Annotated in this window: 17 protein-coding genes and 1 pseudogene; 2 read left to right on the top strand and 16 right to left on the bottom strand. The window is 64.6% G+C overall.

The features are described 5' to 3' along the window. Window positions 1-81: 81 nt before the first annotated feature. Window positions 82-1,302 carry a hypothetical protein gene (locus OG801_RS16525; RefSeq protein WP_406029847.1) on the bottom strand — a complete coding sequence of 407 codons (1,221 nt, stop codon included), beginning with the start codon at window positions 1,300-1,302 and terminating at the stop codon, window positions 82-84. A gap of 131 nt (window positions 1,303-1,433) precedes the next feature. Here OG801_RS16525 and OG801_RS16520 point away from each other — a divergent pair, with 131 nt between their 5' ends. Together OG801_RS16520 and OG801_RS16515 are read left to right on the top strand one after the other, a co-directional pair. Continuing rightward, window positions 1,434-1,874: a DUF3592 domain-containing protein gene (locus OG801_RS16520; RefSeq protein WP_406029845.1), complete on the top strand. Its 441-nt coding sequence runs from the start codon at window positions 1,434-1,436 to the stop codon at window positions 1,872-1,874. A 54-nt stretch (window positions 1,875-1,928) separates the two neighbouring features. After that, window positions 1,929-2,063 (top strand): annotated as a pseudogene (locus OG801_RS16515) (hypothetical protein); the annotation flags it as partial. 88 nt (window positions 2,064-2,151) lie between these two features. Here the strand turns inward: OG801_RS16515 and OG801_RS16510 are convergent. From OG801_RS16510 to OG801_RS16440, 15 genes are all read right to left on the bottom strand, one after another. Further along, window positions 2,152-2,748 carry a protein TPRXL gene (locus OG801_RS16510; protein ID WP_406029843.1) on the bottom strand — a complete coding sequence of 199 codons (597 nt, stop codon included), beginning with the start codon at window positions 2,746-2,748 and terminating at the stop codon, window positions 2,152-2,154. A gap of 34 nt (window positions 2,749-2,782) precedes the next feature. After that, window positions 2,783-3,508 carry a hypothetical protein gene (locus tag OG801_RS16505; protein WP_355020556.1) on the bottom strand — a complete coding sequence of 242 codons (726 nt, stop codon included), beginning with the start codon at window positions 3,506-3,508 and terminating at the stop codon, window positions 2,783-2,785. Next, window positions 3,501-4,082, bottom strand: coding sequence for a hypothetical protein (locus OG801_RS16500; protein ID WP_406029841.1), 582 nt, complete (start codon window positions 4,080-4,082; stop codon window positions 3,501-3,503). Before OG801_RS16500 ends, OG801_RS16505 begins: the two co-directional genes overlap by 8 nt. A 114-nt stretch (window positions 4,083-4,196) precedes the next feature. After that, a complete protein-coding gene (locus OG801_RS16495) occupies window positions 4,197-5,285 on the bottom strand; it encodes a hypothetical protein (protein WP_406029840.1) in 1,089 nt (362 codons plus the stop codon). A 47-nt stretch (window positions 5,286-5,332) separates the two neighbouring features. Continuing rightward, on the bottom strand, window positions 5,333-5,683 hold the full coding sequence (locus OG801_RS16490; RefSeq protein ID WP_406029838.1) for a flagellar protein FlgN: 351 nt from the start codon (window positions 5,681-5,683) through the stop codon (window positions 5,333-5,335). Between the two features lie 106 nt (window positions 5,684-5,789). Further along, entirely contained in the window at window positions 5,790-6,047 is a 258-nt protein-coding gene (locus OG801_RS16485) for a WXG100 family type VII secretion target (protein ID WP_040754909.1), read from the bottom strand. Window positions 6,048-6,397: 350 nt separating this feature from the next. Further along, window positions 6,398-6,823, bottom strand: coding sequence for a hypothetical protein (locus tag OG801_RS16480; RefSeq protein WP_406029837.1), 426 nt, complete (start codon window positions 6,821-6,823; stop codon window positions 6,398-6,400). A gap of 39 nt (window positions 6,824-6,862) precedes the next feature. After that, window positions 6,863-7,570, bottom strand: coding sequence for a hypothetical protein (locus OG801_RS16475; protein ID WP_406029835.1), 708 nt, complete (start codon window positions 7,568-7,570; stop codon window positions 6,863-6,865). A 39-nt stretch (window positions 7,571-7,609) separates the two neighbouring features. Then, window positions 7,610-8,197: a protein TPRXL gene (locus OG801_RS16470; protein ID WP_355232700.1), complete on the bottom strand. Its 588-nt coding sequence runs from the start codon at window positions 8,195-8,197 to the stop codon at window positions 7,610-7,612. A 20-nt stretch (window positions 8,198-8,217) separates the two neighbouring features. Beyond that, window positions 8,218-8,748, bottom strand: a complete 531-nt coding sequence (locus OG801_RS16465; RefSeq protein ID WP_406029833.1) for a hypothetical protein — start codon at window positions 8,746-8,748, stop codon at window positions 8,218-8,220. 150 nt (window positions 8,749-8,898) lie between these two features. Then, window positions 8,899-10,131, bottom strand: coding sequence for a hypothetical protein (locus OG801_RS16460; RefSeq protein ID WP_355232702.1), 1,233 nt, complete (start codon window positions 10,129-10,131; stop codon window positions 8,899-8,901). 58 nt (window positions 10,132-10,189) lie between these two features. Continuing rightward, window positions 10,190-10,492 (bottom strand): flagellar protein FlgN, encoded by a 303-nt coding sequence (locus OG801_RS16455; RefSeq protein ID WP_355232703.1) that lies wholly within the window; start codon window positions 10,490-10,492, stop codon window positions 10,190-10,192. A gap of 127 nt (window positions 10,493-10,619) precedes the next feature. After that, a complete protein-coding gene (locus OG801_RS16450; RefSeq protein ID WP_141791345.1) occupies window positions 10,620-10,907 on the bottom strand; it encodes a WXG100 family type VII secretion target in 288 nt (95 codons plus the stop codon). 335 nt (window positions 10,908-11,242) lie between these two features. Further along, window positions 11,243-11,500: a WXG100 family type VII secretion target gene (locus OG801_RS16445; RefSeq protein WP_040754909.1), complete on the bottom strand. Its 258-nt coding sequence runs from the start codon at window positions 11,498-11,500 to the stop codon at window positions 11,243-11,245. Between the two features lie 144 nt (window positions 11,501-11,644). Beyond that, window positions 11,645-16,150, bottom strand: coding sequence for an FtsK/SpoIIIE domain-containing protein (locus OG801_RS16440; RefSeq protein WP_355020566.1), 4,506 nt, complete (start codon window positions 16,148-16,150; stop codon window positions 11,645-11,647). Window positions 16,151-16,153: the final 3 nt, after the last annotated feature.

Genomic DNA, 16,153 nt, shown 5'->3' with positions numbered 1-16,153 from the left:
CCTGGCAACCCGAGCCCCTGGTGGTCGCTCTCTACTTCGGCGTGTCGCACGGTGATCTGCACGACATCGCCTGGCCCTCGCCTATTCGCTGTTCTCGGCCAGCCACTCCGGGTTGATCGCCATCGCCGTGACCCTGGTGTCCTTGGTCGGGAAGTCGACGTCCTTCACGCCGACCTCGAGAGCCAGCGACGCCTTCCCCGTGGCCAGGTCGGTGCGCACCAGGCTCAGCTCGGTGAGCTCGGTCCACACTCGATCGCTCCGACGCCTGGTGAAGCGCTCGTGCAGGTCGCTCTCGTTCGTGACCGTGTAGGCGGCATTCGACGCGTACGTCATCACCTCAGCGTTGAGCCCGGCGGTACCTTCCAGATAGCCGACCTCGCGAGCACGAATCGGCGCAGCCTCGGTGGTCGGCAACGGCGCGCTCCACATCGTGTTGTCGACGACCCAGAAGAGCCGTCCGTCCGAGACCGTCACCCGAGCCGGTCCCCCGATGGGCGACGAGTCGTCCTGCGGATAGACGATCTCGTGGTCGACGGCGACCTGCGCCGCAGGCGTTCCCTTGGCCGTGTTCCAGACCCGCACGAGGTGCTGGTCGGCGTCGTTCTCCCACCCTTCGTACACAATGCCGTCGACACAGGGCGACGTCGTGCCCGGGAAGGTCGAGGGCTCCAAGGTGCTCAGGATGTCCGCACCGTCGTGTGGATAGGCCGACGTCAACGCGGCGCGGTTCAGCTGGCTCTCCGGGATGGACCCGCTGTCGTCCTCGAAGGCCTTGGTGTCGGTGCCCCTTCCCGATGAGAACACGCGCTCACCGCACACCGCCGCGGTCGATGTCTGACCGTACGGAGACACCCGCGTCGTCGCCTTGCCGCTGTCTCCGTCGATGTACGTCACGAACGGATCCTTCGACCCGTCCTCGGGGCTGAACCCGATCAACGTCCCCGCCCCGACCGGCACTCGATACCACTCATGTTGCGTCTCGATCTCGTTCCCACCGCTCGTACGCTCGTTCGCGGTCAGGCCCTTCTCATCGATCACGTAATCGTGGCTCCGATCGGACGTCGTGATCCCATCCTCCGTCCATGAGATCGCGGCGCCTTCGACCCGGCCGAGCTCGATCGCACGCGTCTCCCCCTTCGCGGAGACCAGCACGAGGTAGCTGGAGTCCTCGCCGCCCTCATGGATCCGCATCGCCAGGACCGCGTCCTCGGTCGCGAAGTCCTTCGGAGGCGGACCGACCTGGCCACATCCGGAGAGCAGAGCCGCCGAAGCCACCGCCATCGCCGCCACACGTCGAGTCAACGCACACATCCCGTCGTCAGTAGATGAGCAAAGGATGCTCAGGGTAGCGATCCCCGAGCGCCACCTGACTCAGACCCATGGGTCGCCGCAGACTAAGGTGAAGCCCTCGGCCTCGGGTAAGTGGAGCACTCATGAGTTTTGGCGCTGTCGCCGCCTTACTGATCGGTATCGCGATGCTGATCCTCCCGGCATGGCTGACGATTCATCTGGCACGCCGCCAGCGACGCCTGGCCACCTGGACCCGCACGGAGGCGACGATCCGCCACGTCTGGAAGAAGAAGTACGAGTCCTCAGCGACCGGAACATCCACGACGGAGACGTCCATCAATGCGCGCTACGAATACCGTGACGCCGCCGGGATCCAACACATCGGCGAAGTGGAGCACTTGGCTGACCCGAAGGTCGGTGACGTCATCGAGATCATCTACGACCCCAACGATCCAAAGACCAATGAGACCGTCTCTGGCGGCTCGGTCGTCGGCCGCGTCGTCAACTACAGCGTCGCCTTCATCGTCTTCGGCGGCATCGGGATCTTCCTGATCCTCGCGTCCCTCGGCCTGATCTCGGCGTAGCGATCAGGGACGGGCCGTGAAGGATCTACTCGGAGCACTCGCCGCTGGTCTCGAATCAACGCCCGCGTCACCAAGGCGTGGAAGCAGGATGTCAGCGGTGCGGCAGGCGACGTGACGTACCACGTCACCTGCACCTTCACCGCGCCCGAGACCGGCGGCAGCTACTACGGCCACAGCGAACATGGCTCGCAAGGCGTCGAGACGGGTGGCACCGTCGAGGTGATGTACGACCCCAAGGCTCCCCACAACAACGAACTACCCGGGGCCCGCTTCGCGATTAGGCCGCCGGCGGCGCCCAGCGAAGGGTCGAGACGCATACGTCGAACGCCGTCTTCCAGCCCACGAACACCGGGTCGGTCGCCGCCATCTCCACCGGCCGCGCGACAGAAGCCGTCAACTGCAGGCCACGGCGGTGATTCGACCCAGGGATCGGGGTCACGTACACGATCGAGGTCATGACGATGGAGCCGCCTTCGAGCTCCTTCGTCGACTCCCGTTCGAACCGGATGAATCGCTTGTCACCGAAGAGCGGCTTGGCGTCGTACGTCTGGATCGCATGCGTCACGTAACCATCGAGGCTCTCGCCGTTCGGCGCGCGACGGATGGTGGCGAACATGGAACCCGGAATGTAGACGTCGCCGGTCGGCTGCCCGGTGGCCGCGAAATAGGCGATCACGTTCTGCTGCTTCATGAGCGAGAACGCCTGGTCCATCTGCATCCGAAGATGCGCGTGCAGGTCGGGCCGGTTGGCAGCCATGCAACGCTGCTTCATCTCGGCGTCGATCGCGTCCCGGTCGGAAGCGTCGGGAACGTGGCGCTCCCATCCGTCGAGGAGCTTCAGGTGGAACTGCGGGTCCTTGGTTGCACCCAGCATCTCCCTCAACGAGCCTGCGCCGTTTCCAGACACCTCAAGCCTTTCCTTCGGCACTTGCAGTCAGAGGACTGCGGTCCAGTGCATCAAATTCATCGTAGGACACGATTGAACGCGAGCGGAGCGTGGTCAGCGCTTGACGCCTCGAGGCGAGGAGCACGTCCATTTCGTCCGAGGTCAGCGCGTTGACGTCGACCGCCGGCGGCTTCTCGCGAGAGTAGAGCCGAAACTCCGCGACGATCACCGCGATCCCGAACACCAGCAACAACAGCGGTGCCATCGCGAGGGGAACCCGCGGATATGCATCTGGGTCGCTCATGAGGATCAGGACCAGAAGCAGGACGGTCGAGACCGACACGAAGACCGAGAACCCGAACAGGGATCGGTCCCACTGTCGATGAGTCGAGCGAGCCCACGGCACGAAGTGATAGAGCAGGGCAAGGAATCCGAGCGCGCATCCGATGTAGACGCACGGAACCTCGAAACCCGGCGAGAAGTCTTCGGAGAGCTTCCTCGTGCCTCCGCCACTGGCAAAGATCGCCACGGAGAACAGCGGTCCGGCCAGACCGATCAGCGCGACCCAGTACATCAACTTGGCAGCAAGATTCGCCCCACCCGAGCGGCGACGCTTCCTCTCAGCTGACTCCAGTTCGATCTGCGCGTAGTCCAGAACGATTCGGTTCAGCTCGTTGATGTCGAAGCGATCGAAATTGCTGTGCACCGTTGCCCAGTTGCCCGGATCAATCGCTGCCGCCTTAGGCATTGGAAACCTGCTCCCATTCGTCAACTTGGTTTCGTGTGAGACCCGGAACCGGGCGAGCTTCGAAGGGACGCCCATCCGGATCGAGAAGTGACAGGCTCGACAGGATGATCGGCATCTGAGCGATCGTGAGCTGGAACGCCAAGGGGACGCCTGACTCCACGATCAACCCCACACCACCGGATTCGCCGCTGAAGGCGTAGACCGCGGTAGACAGATGGAGATCATGTCCGTCGACGCTCTCATCCCGCGATGCGATGCACTTGATACCGGGTCCAACCGCAGCACCGATGCACTCGTCGACGTCGAAGCCAGACTTCTCCCAAGCTTTCACGTCGAGGTCGCCGGCCTCGGCGAGCACGAGTCTGACTCGGCTGGGAATCGGGACCGTCAGCGGCCAGTGGAGCATCGTGACCAGCCTGCCAGGCTCGCCGATGGTAGCGAGGGAGTCGGCCAGTATGCGGCGAACGTCCTCGTCAGACCGCTGGCTCGCGTCCTCGCCGAACCACTCTCGGACTCGGGCACACTCGCTCGACACCCACGCGTCGGCGTCCTGCCCCAAGTCACTGGGGATCAACGTCCATTCGCGTTGCGGGTAGATTCCTTCAGCCCGCCAAGTTCCGACCACGGTCGTCCTCCGTTTTGATTACAAGCTCCGAGCAGCACTCATCATGCATGGAAGGTCGTCCGATCAGGCGAAGATGTCGACGGCTGAGTCGGGCAGGCCCTGGATCGTGTTCACCGTGCTGTAGAAGGAGTTGGCCTGCTTCGCCAACGCACCCTGAATGTCACCGGCGGCGCCCCAGATCTTGCCGTACTCGCTGATCCGCGTGAAGTCACCGACGTCAAGGCCGGCGTGGAGGCTGGTCATGATGTCCGGGAAGGCCTTGAGCTTGACGGCGTCACCAACGCCGCCAGCGGCCTTGTATGCAGCCGAGAACTTGGCGAACTTGCCAGCGTCTGTCAGGGCACCGACCGCATCGGCCATCTTTCCGAACTTGCCGAACGGTATGACGTCGAGAACCGCCAGCCCAAGGTCGACGATCGAACATTTTCCGGCACAGAACTGGATGGTCCTAGCAAGGAGTACAAGCGCCGATACCGCCATCGCGATGGCCGCAAGGGGTCCGGCAATGAACAGGGCCGCCACGAAGAGCACCATCGCGACGATCTCGAGGACCGCGATGATGTCGTCGAGGACCTCCCAGAAACCATCCTCGATCTTGCCGGACATCTCGTTACCGATGCCGCTGACAGCAGCGTCGTACGCATCCTCCCAGGAGTCGTAGTAGCCGTCCCAGGTCTCGGCGGCGTTCTCCCAGTCCTTGCGGGCCTGGTCCTTCGCCTCCTCGGCGTCTTCCTCCTGCTGCGCCTCCGGGCTGCCTTCCTTGGGACCGGCGCCCGGAAGGTGGGTCGGCGCACCTTCCATGCTGTCGAACTTGGCCCACAGGTCCTGGCAGGTGTCGACCTGCGACCTGATCAGCGGCTGCCACTGCTGAAGCTCTTCACCGTACTTCGCAATGATCGGGCCGACCGGCCGGTAGAGCTGACTGGCTTCACGGAGAGTCCCGTGCGAGTCACCGATCTTCTCCTGAAGCTTCTCTACCGCCTTGCCATCCATCTCGCCGTTGGCGAGATCGTGGGCGGCGATCATCGCCAGCTCATCGGCGCAGGAGCTCATCATCTCGCCCAGTCGCTCGATGGCGTTTCCGCGCTCGATGACGCCGGAGGGATTTCCCTCGACGGTCTTGATCTCTCTGCCCTTAGGGGACGAGTCCATGGTCTATGCGCTCCTTGGTCCGAGCAAGTGTGTCGTGGATGCGCGTCTTAGACGGCCGCGCCCGAAGGAGCACCGCCAGGCGCCCCGGGGGCTTGAATCGAAGTGTTCGACTGGAACTGAAGGGCAGTCTCGCTGTCCCAGTTCTCGAATCCGTCGACTACCCCTTTGACGTGCTCTTGGAGCTCTTTCAAGCTCTCCTTGAGATCGTCGCGCTTGTCATCCCAGCGCTCCTCGAAGTCCTGTGCCTTGTCACGAAGGTCGCTGCGCCCGTAAGGGTTGCCGATGTCGGCCTCCAGCTCCTCGGACTGACTTGTCGCGTTCTCGAACTCGCCGACAATCGAGTCGAGCTGCGACGCGATCCTCGAAAGAGTCTCGATCTTGATCCTGACGTCCGCCATCGCCCGCTTCCCTTCGATCTTCCGTCAGTTTGCCCCGTCAAAGTGCCGAAATGCTGCTGCGGGCGGGGCGACCGTTGATGTGTCGCCCCGCCCAGCAAGCAAGTGATCAGCCGCCGGCGAGCTGGCTGTCCAGGTCCTGGATGGCCGTGGCCATGTCACGCAGAGCCTGAGCCATGTCCTCGACACCAGCAATGGCGTCCTTCAGACCGGTGGTCATCTCCGTGTAGCCGTCCTGGAACTTACCGGACGCCTTCTCCGTCTTGAACCCGTCCTGAACGAGCTCGTCGACGTAGCCCTGGCACTCGTCCAGCGCGGACTCGATCGTGTCCTTGCCCTGGTCGAGCTTGTCGGCGGTGCCGGTCATCTCGTCGTATGTTGCCCCGAAGTCACTCATCGATCATTGCCTTTCCCGCGATTTCATTACACGGTGCCCCGCTGGGCAGCCGCTGGTCACCGTAGGCCACGCTTCACAAACTTGTGAAGCGCAATAACGGATTCGTTGTCATATTCATGCACAGTTCTCGTTACCGCCCGCCAGCGGCATCCGCCGGGTCGCCGATGAGACCGTCGCGACCCGACCGAGATATCCCGTAAGGCACACAAGAACACGGGATAAGGGCGACCAGAACCAGCCGCTCACCTTACCTACGCGACCGCACATCGATCGCGCGACAGGCCAATGTGCCTCGTCCCGAGTCAGGGAGTTGAGTGCCCTCAGAACTCGGGGAGTTCGTCCGGGTCATCCCACGGGAGCTCGGAGCCGTCGTCACGAACGTAGTGGGAGGTCACCGCGGTCGCCGGAGCGGTGACGGTTCCGTCCAACGTGCCCTGAATGCCGCCGAGGTACTTCTCGGCGATCTTTCCGTTGAAGACACCGTCGAGCAGGGCAGTCGGTCCGCCCGGGATGTTCTGGACCAGGACGTTGACCGAAGACCCCGACCCGTTCTGGTGGACTCGAAGCATGATGACCTTCGGCCACGACAGGGCCTTGGTCTTCTGCCTGATGATCAGGGCCTGGCCCTCATTGTGCACCGCCCGGATCTCGTACTTCTTCTCGTGCTGCGCAACCCCGAGCGCAGCCTGGAAGGCCGCCTCTGGGGTGACGTCGAGGTCAGCACTTCTCGCTCGTTCCGATCCCACGTGAACCCTTTGCTACCTAGATGGATGAAAGCCGTGAAGTTAGACGCGACCCTGAGCATCGAACTTGTGCCACGTTCCGACGCGCATTCGCTGCATCCGGTGACGCTGGTCCGCGGTCAGTTCGACGATCCCGCGCTCGCTGAGCACGTCGAGAACTTCCTCGCGCGCGGCGCTGTAGCGCCGCTGCGCACGATCGCTCTTCGGCACTCCTGCACGATGCTCCGACTTCGACACGAACTGGAGGATCGTCAGGGCGAGACCGAGTACGCCGGCGACCAACGCCGACCACTCGAGCCAGTCGCCGGGAAGATCGCCGTCGTAGGACTTCCCGACGACGAAGGTGACCACGACCGACACCGTCGCCACAAGACCGGAAACGATCGCGATCATCGACCGGGAACGCGTCTGCCACCACATGCTGAGCCAAGTCGCCGAGACGACGATCGAGATGATGAACAGGAAGGTCGCGATCAGCGTCAGATCATCCTGGGTGGAAGCGTCCTCCGTCGTGGTTGCCCAGGCGACCAGACCGGCCGCGAGCGCCGGCGCCAGCAGAAACGCACCGAGCGCCATCATCATCGCAACCATGAGTACGCCGAGGGTCCAGTTCGGCCCACCGTCGTCTCCGCTCGGGGTGAGCCGCTCCGAGATGATCTGCTTCTCTAGGTCACCCCATTTGATCGGGGTGGCGACGTTGGCCGACCGTGCCCACTCATGTGCCGACGGGCCCTTGTCAAAGGACAGCAAGTTCAGGCCTTCCACAATCGATAGGAGTCAGTCCCCGGGTCACGCGGTACCGCGGTTCCACCGAAGCGTAGCGACGCATGCGTCAAGGACCGCGCGGGTCGCCACCAGCGCGGGTGCGTCGGGTCCTACGTCCGGCGTACGTGCGAAGGCTGCCACCAGCTGCAGCGCCCTACGCCGTTGGGTGCCGGGGATCGGGGTGAAGTAGATCAGGGAGTGGTTGATGATCGGCTCGCCATCGAGGTCGATCGTCCGCTCCCGCTCGAACCGCAACGTGCGCGGGTCGCCGAACAACGGCTTCGCGCCGTACTTCTGGATGGCGTTGTGGGCCATCTTGTCCAATGACTGACCGGGCTCACCCGTGCGGATCGAGGCGTTGATCGAGGCCGGCAGGACGACGACGTCGTCCGGCTGCTCGCCTGCCGGCGCGAAGAAGGCGAAGACGTCGTTCTTCCGCATCCCGTCGAATGCCTTGTCGAACATGGCCTTCGCCTCGACGAACAGATCGGGGCGGTGAGCCTCCATGAACCGCTTCTTCATCCCATTGAGGAGCTCATCGTGGCCACCATCGATGTCGAAACGAGCCCACCCTCGCGGAAGGTCGATCTCGAAGTCCACGGTCTTACGCACTCCAAGTTGCTCACGTAGGTTCACAGCGTCGCCCCATCCGTCGCGATCGGCCAAGACTCGTCCACCGGCACTCCGGGCAGAGGAACCGACTGGAACACCTTCCCGTCCTCACGGACCATCCGAAGTATGTCCTTGAGCGCCACCAGTCCGCGAACGACCGAGGTCGTCAGCTGCGGAATGCACTCGTCCACGCCGAGCAGCAGGAGAGCCTCACCATCGCTGAAGGCGAAGTTCACCGACTCGATGATGACCGACCCACCCTCGAAGTTCAGCTCCTTGCGCGAAGACAGCTGAGCGCCAGGTCCGATGTGATCGGCCTCGGCCGCGTGCACGACGCCGTCCCATTGAGACATGTCCGGGACCGACTCGCTCTCCACCACGTGCAGGTGGCACGTCACCGCAGCCGCCGACATGACCGGCCACACCTGGAACAGGGCGTACGCCTCAGAGGTCTCACGCTCGTCGAGGGCCATCTGCAGCAGCCCGCGGATGTCTTCGATCGTCGTCGCCTCACCATCCCAACGCGGCGTACCGACCAGCTCATCGAGCATGCTCGAGGTCTCGTCGACCCACCGTTCACACTCAGCGGGCGTCAACCCTTCAGGAACAGGAAGCCACCCCGGAACATCCAGGTCGTCAACCAGCTCTACTGCCCACTTCGCCACTCTGCACCTCAGACGTTTGTTGCGCTTGAACCGAACCTAGAAACCAAGCCAGGCAGGCATGCCCGGGACCTTGATCTCAGGGATGTCGATCGGGATGGGGTCGAAGTGATCCGTCCCCTGCGTGAGCTTTCCGGCATTGCCGAGAGTGCCGAGCGTCGCGCCGAAGCGGGCAACCCCGAACTCGATCTTCGTCATGCCCCGGAACGCTCCCAGGCCACCCTTGAGGGCGTCGAGGTTGCCCATGTACATCTTCAGGTTGTCGGTCCGGAAGGCCTTGAAGGGCTTACCGATCAAGCCCTCGAGAACCTCGGCGCCGCTCTTCACCTTGAAGGCGTCCTTGAGTCGAGCTGCCTTGGTCAGGTCACCGATCGGACCCTTGCTCATGGCCTTCCAGGTCCTGGACAGAGCGGTCAGCTTGCTGCCCTTCGCCATGTTGGCCAGATGGCCGAGCTTGGAAAGGTTCGACAGCTTCCCGATCGGAATGATGGCCAAGGCATCAAGGGCCAACTGCCCCAGACTCTGCTGCCCGCAGGCGAACTTGATAGCGGAAACCGCAAAGGCAGCGAGCGCGAGGATGGCGGCCAGCGCACCGAAACCGGTGCAGAAGATCGCGACCACAGCGATGATCAGAGCGGCCCAGGTCAGGACCTCGTAGACCGCGTCGATGAAGTCTCCGTAGTTGTCCCAGAAGCCGTCCTCGATGGATCCGGAAAGGCCGTCGGAGATCCCGCTGACGGCTGCGTCGAAGCCGTCCTCCCATACGTCGTACCAGGTGTCGAAGACTTCGGCTTCGGTCTCCCAGTTCTCGTAGGCTTCCTTCTTGGCCTTGTTGTCGGCGGCCTCTTCCTTGTCGGTGTCGCCGATGCCGAGGAAGCCGCCGTCGTCCTCGGTCGTGCTGTCGTCCTTGTCACCGGGTAGGGCGTTGTAGATATCCCAGAGGTCACTGCACGAGTTCGCGGTGCGGTCGATCAGCGGTTTGTAGGTCTCCAGCATCTCACCGTAGGTGACGAGCACCGGACCAACAGGCTTGTAGAGGTCGGCCGCTTCCTCGAGGACCTTGTAGGAGTCACCGATGGTCTCCTGAAGCTTCTCGATGGCCTTACCCTGCTGCTCGCCACCAGCGAAGGTGTTCTCCTTGATGTCGCGCAGCGTGTCAGCGGAGGCATCCATCATCTTGCCGAGCCGCTCGATAGCGGACCCTCGCGCGATGATCCCCGAGGGCGAACCCTCGACCGACTTGATCTCGCGCCCCTTCGGGGAATCCTGCATGCCACCGAACATGGGGGTTGTCCTTTCCGTCAGGAGCGATTAAAGACTGTGGGTTCTACTACTTCTTCTTGGGCTCGAACTGGAGAGCGGTCTCGCTGTCCCACTCCTCGATCCCGTCGATAACGCCCTTGATGTGCTCACTGACCTTCTTCAGGCTGTCTTTGAGGTCGTTGCGCTTGTCGTCCCAGCGCTCCTCGAAGTCACACGCCTTGTCGCGCAGATCGCTCATGTCGAACGGGTCGCCGATATCAGCCTCGAGGTCCTCAGAGCTGTCAGTGGCGTTCTCGAACTCGTCGACGATCGAGTCCAATGACGTCTTGACCTTCTCGAGCTCAGAGATCTTGATCAAGATATCCGCCATGACTGTGCACCTTTCACGTAGTTACTGAGCACGCCGTCGAGTGTGGTCATCGCAGCGCGTGATCGAGAGAAAATGGAGAGATGGTGGGCCAGCAGACGCCAGCCCACCATCTGGCAAGCGTTGTTGCTCAGCCGCCGGCGAGCTGCGAGTCCAGGTCCTGGATCGCCGTGGCCATGTCACGCAGAGCCTGAGCCATGTCCTCGACACCAGCAATGGCGTCCTTCAGGCCCGTGGTCATCTCCGAGTAGCCGTCCTGGAACTTGCCCGACGCCTTCTCCGTCTTGAACCCGTCCTGAACCAGCTCGTCCACGTAGCCCTGGCACTCGTCCAGCGCCGACTCGATCGTGTCCTTGCCCTGGTCGAGCTTGTCGGCGGTGCCGGTCATCTCGTCGTAGGTTGCCCCGAAGTCACTCATCGATCATTGCCTTTCCGCAATTTTCATTACACGACACCGCGTTGCGGCGCCGTTCGTCACCATCACTCACGCATCACATGGTCGAGAAGCGTGAACCCGACGAGCCGACACCGTTATCCCGGGCGTGGTCCGAGATCCAGGCGATCAACGTCGTCGCGGTAGTTCTACCCGCTACGTCCGGTTCTAAACATCTCCGAAGGTAAAGGTTTCTGCTCACCTCGGTTAGGAGGTCGCAACAGCGCGCCAGCGGGAGTCGACACCGCGGCAGCATCTGGCCGAGACGGGTGATGGTGGGCCCGATGAAGCAAGCCCACCATCGTGACCAACGTTGTCGCTCAGCCGCCGGCGAGCTGCGAGTCCAGGTCCTGGATCGCGGTCGCCATGTCACGCAGAGCCTGAGCCATGTCCTCGACACCAGCAATGGCGTCCTTCAGACCCGTGGTCATCTCCGTGTAGCCGTCCTGGAACTTACCGGACGCCTTCTCCGTCTTGAACCCGTCCTGAACCAGCTCGTCCACGTAGCCCTGGCACTCGTCCAGCGCCGACTCGATCGTGTCCTTGCCCTGGTCGAGCTTGTCGGCGGTGCCGGTCATCTCGTCGTATGTTGCCCCGAAGTCACTCATCGATCATTGCCTTTCCCGGGATTTTCATGAGGTGACGCCTCTGAGAACGCCGCTGGCCACCGTAGGCCACCCGTCACAAGGATGTGAAGGGTAAAAACGACCTCGTTGTCAGATTCATGCAGAGTTCTCGGAGTCGCTCGCCAGAGGCATCTGCATGGTCACCATGCGCCCGGCCTGGACGAAGATTCCGCGGCCCACCGGGAAGTCGGTGCGCTTCAGCTTGCCGAACGGAACCTTGAACAGCGTGTCGCCGTCGTAGGTGTCCGGCTTGAGCACGAGGCCCTGGCGGGCGGCCTTCCACTCACCCATGACGCCCGAGCCGCCGCCGGCTCGAGTGACGTCGGCGTCGCCGACGAAGAGGTGGTCGGAGTTGTTGATCGCCTGCAGCAGGGCACGCATCGGGCGGTCGGCGGGACCGTCGGCCAGGTGGGTCATGTCCTCGGCGACGATCATGATGCGACCGGGGAAGGACTCGTCGGCGACGATCTCGGCGAGCTCGGTGACGAGCGCCTTCTCGTCGTCGGGGCGGGTGGCGCTGCGTACCCACGGCCGGAAGTCGCCGAGCATGGCGCGACGGCTGCCGAGGTGGAACAGCTTCACCTCGGGGTCGAAGCGCTCGACGGACTCGATGAGCGCCTTGAGGGCGTTCGTCTTACCGGACTGCGGCGGGCCGGTGATGATGAACGAGCCGATCGGGTCGAAGCCACGCGCGGACAGGGTGTCGTCGGCGATACCGAAGACGGGCTGCCCGTTGGCCTGCGCCGGCATGGCCCTGCTGGAGATCTTCGTCGGCAGGGCGCCGATCTCGCCGACCTCGGGAACACCCAGGGCCCGCAGCTGCGAGACCAGCTCGTCGAGAGCCTTGGTCTGCTCGGCCACGTTGGTCGTACCGCCCAGAACGGCGAGCTGCACCTCGGCCTTGTCGACGACGGCGCGGCCGGGCACCGACTGCTCGTTGAGTACGTCCTTGGGTGCTCCGACCAGCACGTACTGGCTCGGGTCGGAGAGCCGCATGACGACACGACGCGGGATGTTCGCGAAGACGGCCGTCGGGACGGACCCAGACCGGTCGGCGGTGATCACCGCGTGGATGCCGAGCGGGCGGCCCTCACCGAGGACCCGCATGAAGGACTGGTAGAACGGCGCGCGACCGGCTGCGATCTCCCACTCCTTCTTGAACTCGGGGTAGTTGTCGATGAGGAGCAGGATGCGCGGCATCGACTGGTCGGCGATCTCACGGTATTCGGTGAGGTTCGCGGCCGCGGCCTTGGAGAACAGCTCGGAGCGGCGGTCCATCTCCCGCTCGAGGGTGCGCATCAGCCGCTGCAGACGCTCGGCGTCGTCGCCGTCGATGATCGAGCCGACGTGCGGGAGACGCGCGATCGCACCCAGCGCGCCGGAGGCGAAGTCGAGGCCGTAGACCTGGACTCGACCGAGTTCCGGCCGCGCACCGGCAGCGGTCGCGATCGTCTTCAACAGGGTCGACTTGCCCGAACCGGAGGACCCGAAGATGAGCAGGGAGCCGTCGCGGTCGGGAGCGAAGTAGATCGCGTTCTGCTGCTGACGCTCCGGGATGTCGGCAAGGCCCAGCAGGATCTGTCCGTCACCCTCCAGCGGCAGGTCGCGCATGTCGACCACGGACGCCAGGTCATCGAGCCACGGTCGCCGCGGGGTCATCAGACCAGCGGTGGCGGAGGCCTTGATCAGGTTGGCCACGATCCGCTTCTGGTCGTTGGGGCCGAGGTCCTCGTCGTGCGAGTCGCTCTCCGGCGGACGCTCCGGCTCCCACTCCGTGATCGAACCGAACTTCAGCTCGGCCACCTTCACGTCAGCGGTGACGACCTCGTCATCGCGCGTCCATCCACCGGCGTACGCGGACTGGAACGGTGTCAGGCGACCCGGTCCGGTCTTCGCGATGCCGCGGCCCGGCAGGGACGGCGGGAAGGTCCCGGCGATCGGGTCGTCGACGACGTCCTTGGAGTCGGTCTCGTCGGCCATCCGCAGCGCGACGCGGAGGTTGGTGTTGGCCCGCAGGTTGTCCTTGATGACGCCGGCCGGGCGCTGGGTCGCCATGATCAGGTGGATACCGAGCGAACGACCTCGCTGGGCGATGTCGACGACGCCGTCGACGAACTCCGGCACCTCACCGGCCAATGCGGCGAACTCGTCGATGACGAGCACCAGCGCGGGCGGGCACTCCGGGTCCTGTCGCTTCTCCAGCTCGAGGAGGTCCTTGGCCTTCTTCCGGTTGAACAGGTGCTCGCGGTAGTGCAGCTCGGCCTTGAGGCTGGTCAGCGCACGGCGTACGAGGTGCGGGCTCAGGTCGGTCACCAGACCGACGCAGTGCGGCAGCTCGATGCAGTCGGCGAAGGCCGAGCCGCCCTTGTAGTCGACGAAGAGGAACGTCACCCGGTCGGGCGAGTGGGCCGAGGCGATGCCGAGCACCCACGCCTGCAGGAACTCGGACTTACCGGCACCGGTGGTGCCGCCGACGAGGGCGTGCGGGCCCTGCGTACGCAGATCCAGCGTCATCGCGTCGGAGGCTCCCTGACCGATGATGGCGCGCAGGTTGCCCGCCTTCTTCAGCCGCGGCCGCGGCCGGTCGGAGCGGTCGATGACCGAGTTGTTCTGCCGCCAGCGCTCCACCACGGAGTGCGGGTCCTCGGCAACCTCGTTGCCGACCAACGACAGGAAGCCGACCGAGTTGGGGAGGTCGGAGGAGTCGTGGACGACGGTGCTGGCGTCCACCACCGGCGCGAGCCGCTTGGCGAACATTTCCATGTAGGCGTTCGAGACGCCCTCGACAATGACACCCTCGTAGAGGTCGCCGTTGCGGACGAGCCCGACGGTGGCACGCTCCAGGCCGTCGCTCACGTCCAGGAAGCTGCGGCACACCGCCGGCAACGCCTCGACGGTGGAGGACATGAAGACCGCGTGTACGCCGACATCGGCGCCGCGCTCGAGCACCTGGACCAGCCGGGCCCGGTCGACCGGAGCATCGTTGGTGACGAAGACGACGATCGAGACCTGCACCCGGGCGTTGGTCTCCTCGCCGGCCCGGGCGACGTCGGTGCCGTACTGCATCGGGTTCCACTTCTCGGCGAACGGGCCGCGGTGCTCCGCGGTCCGGCCGGCGCGCATGATGTATTCCTCAAGTGCGCTGAGCAGGGCGTTGGCCGTCGGCGCGGAGTCGGCCAGCGGCATGTCCTTGAACCGGTTGGTCTCCGAGGTGGTGTGCGGCAGCCACTTGAGCCACTCGAACTCCTCGACCCAGTCCGGGTCGGCGAAGGCGACGGTGACGACCTCGTTGGGCGCGTGCAGACCGAAGAGCTGCACCGCGAGCCCACGCATCGCATCGGCGGCCGGGCCGGCCGGGCCGGCGACACCGACAGAGCCCACCGCGGGGAGCGACTCCAGCAGCGGTACGTCGTCGACGTACTTGTAGCGCTCCTTGAGGCGGTCGATCCGCTCGATGAACTCGGGCAGGCCGTTCTGGGTGTCACGCTCCGCGATCGAGTTGCGCGACAGGGAGCGGGTGGTGCCGAGGCGTACGGCCAGGAAGTTCCAGTGCTCGGGGCGCCGGGTCCACAGCCGCGGACCGAGCTGCATTGCCTGCTCGAAGACCTCGGCGACCGCCGGGACCTCCTCGTTGCGAGCGAGCTCCTCCTCGGGCTTGCTGCGGTAGAAGACCTCTTCCAGCTTCTCGAACTGCCGCTCGAAGAGCTCGATCTCGTGGTCCTGCTTCGCGCCGGCCTGGCGGTGCTGGTTGATGTAGTTGCCGACCGCCATCATCGGGGTCATCACGACCAGCAGCAGCGCGCGGGCGCGGCCGGTCATCGCGTAGATCGAGAGCGCCATGATGATCGGCGCGATCAGCACGAACCACGGGAACAGCTTCTTCTGCATCTCCGTGGGCATCCACGGCGGCGGGTGCTCGGTGCCGGGGTAGCGGACATCGACCCGCGGGCTGCGGTTGAAGAGCAGGCCGCCACCGCGCTCGAGGACCGGGTCCTCGACGGCGGAGAGGAAGTCGGCCGAGAGCTGCATGACCAGCGTGGTGCTGCCGATCACGACGGGCGTGTCCGGCGCCAGACGTACGCGGGAGACCTGGGTGCCGTCGACGACGACGCCGTTGGCCGAGTTGAGGTCGACGAGCTCGACCGAGCGGTCCACCTCGATGCGGGCGTGACGCTTGGAGACCATCGGGTCGGCGAGCACGATCTCGTTCTCGGGACCGCGGCCGATCGAGGCGTGGCCGGTGGTCAGCGGGAACGCCTGTCCCCGCACCGGACCGTCGATCGCCCGCAGCACACCGACGCTCTTGCGCCGCGAGCCGGTCGTCTCGTTGTCCGGGCCCATGTTGACGACCGCGGCCGCGAACCCGGAGCCGATCGGCGCGTCGCCGATGGGTACGTCGGGCTCGAGCGGCTCCATCCGGTCGGCGGTCGGCGGGGCGACAGCCAGGGTCAAGATGTCGTGCTCATTAGCGATCACGGAGCGCGCCGGGTCCGCGTCGGCGATGTGCCGAGCGACGTCACCAGCGGTGGCCGTGGAGTCGGCTGTGACGATCACATCCGCAGGCGCGACACCCGGCCGGTGCAGAGTGAGCTTGACCTTCATCCT

The sequence above is a fragment of the Nocardioides sp. NBC_00163 genome (assembly GCF_045206295.1).
In the GTDB taxonomy this organism is placed as follows: domain Bacteria; phylum Actinomycetota; class Actinomycetes; order Propionibacteriales; family Nocardioidaceae; genus Nocardioides.
This window is presented reverse-complemented; position numbering and strand designations above follow the sequence as displayed.

Excerpts from the sequence above, each read along its gene's own strand:
- OG801_RS16520 (WP_406029845.1), top strand. The coding sequence starts at position 1,434 with ATGAGTTTTGGCGCTGTCGCCGCCTTACTGATCGGTATCGCGATGCTG.
- OG801_RS16510 (WP_406029843.1), bottom strand. The coding sequence starts at position 2,748 with ATGCTGGGTGCAACCAAGGACCCGCAGTTCCACCTGAAGCTCCTCGAC.
- OG801_RS16505 (WP_355020556.1), bottom strand. The coding sequence starts at position 3,508 with ATGCCTAAGGCGGCAGCGATTGATCCGGGCAACTGGGCAACGGTGCAC.
- OG801_RS16495 (WP_406029840.1), bottom strand. The coding sequence starts at position 5,285 with ATGGACTCGTCCCCTAAGGGCAGAGAGATCAAGACCGTCGAGGGAAAT.
- OG801_RS16490 (WP_406029838.1), bottom strand. The coding sequence starts at position 5,683 with ATGGCGGACGTCAGGATCAAGATCGAGACTCTTTCGAGGATCGCGTCG.
- OG801_RS16485 (WP_040754909.1), bottom strand. The coding sequence starts at position 6,047 with ATGACCGGCACCGCCGACAAGCTCGACCAGGGCAAGGACACGATCGAG.
- OG801_RS16465 (WP_406029833.1), bottom strand. The coding sequence starts at position 8,748 with ATGCTCGATGAGCTGGTCGGTACGCCGCGTTGGGATGGTGAGGCGACG.
- OG801_RS16460 (WP_355232702.1), bottom strand. The coding sequence starts at position 10,131 with ATGCAGGATTCCCCGAAGGGGCGCGAGATCAAGTCGGTCGAGGGTTCG.
- OG801_RS16455 (WP_355232703.1), bottom strand. The coding sequence starts at position 10,492 with ATGGCGGATATCTTGATCAAGATCTCTGAGCTCGAGAAGGTCAAGACG.
- OG801_RS16450 (WP_141791345.1), bottom strand. The coding sequence starts at position 10,907 with ATGAGTGACTTCGGGGCAACCTACGACGAGATGACCGGCACCGCCGAC.
- OG801_RS16445 (WP_040754909.1), bottom strand. The coding sequence starts at position 11,500 with ATGACCGGCACCGCCGACAAGCTCGACCAGGGCAAGGACACGATCGAG.
- OG801_RS16440 (WP_355020566.1), bottom strand. The coding sequence starts at position 16,150 with ATGAAGGTCAAGCTCACTCTGCACCGGCCGGGTGTCGCGCCTGCGGAT.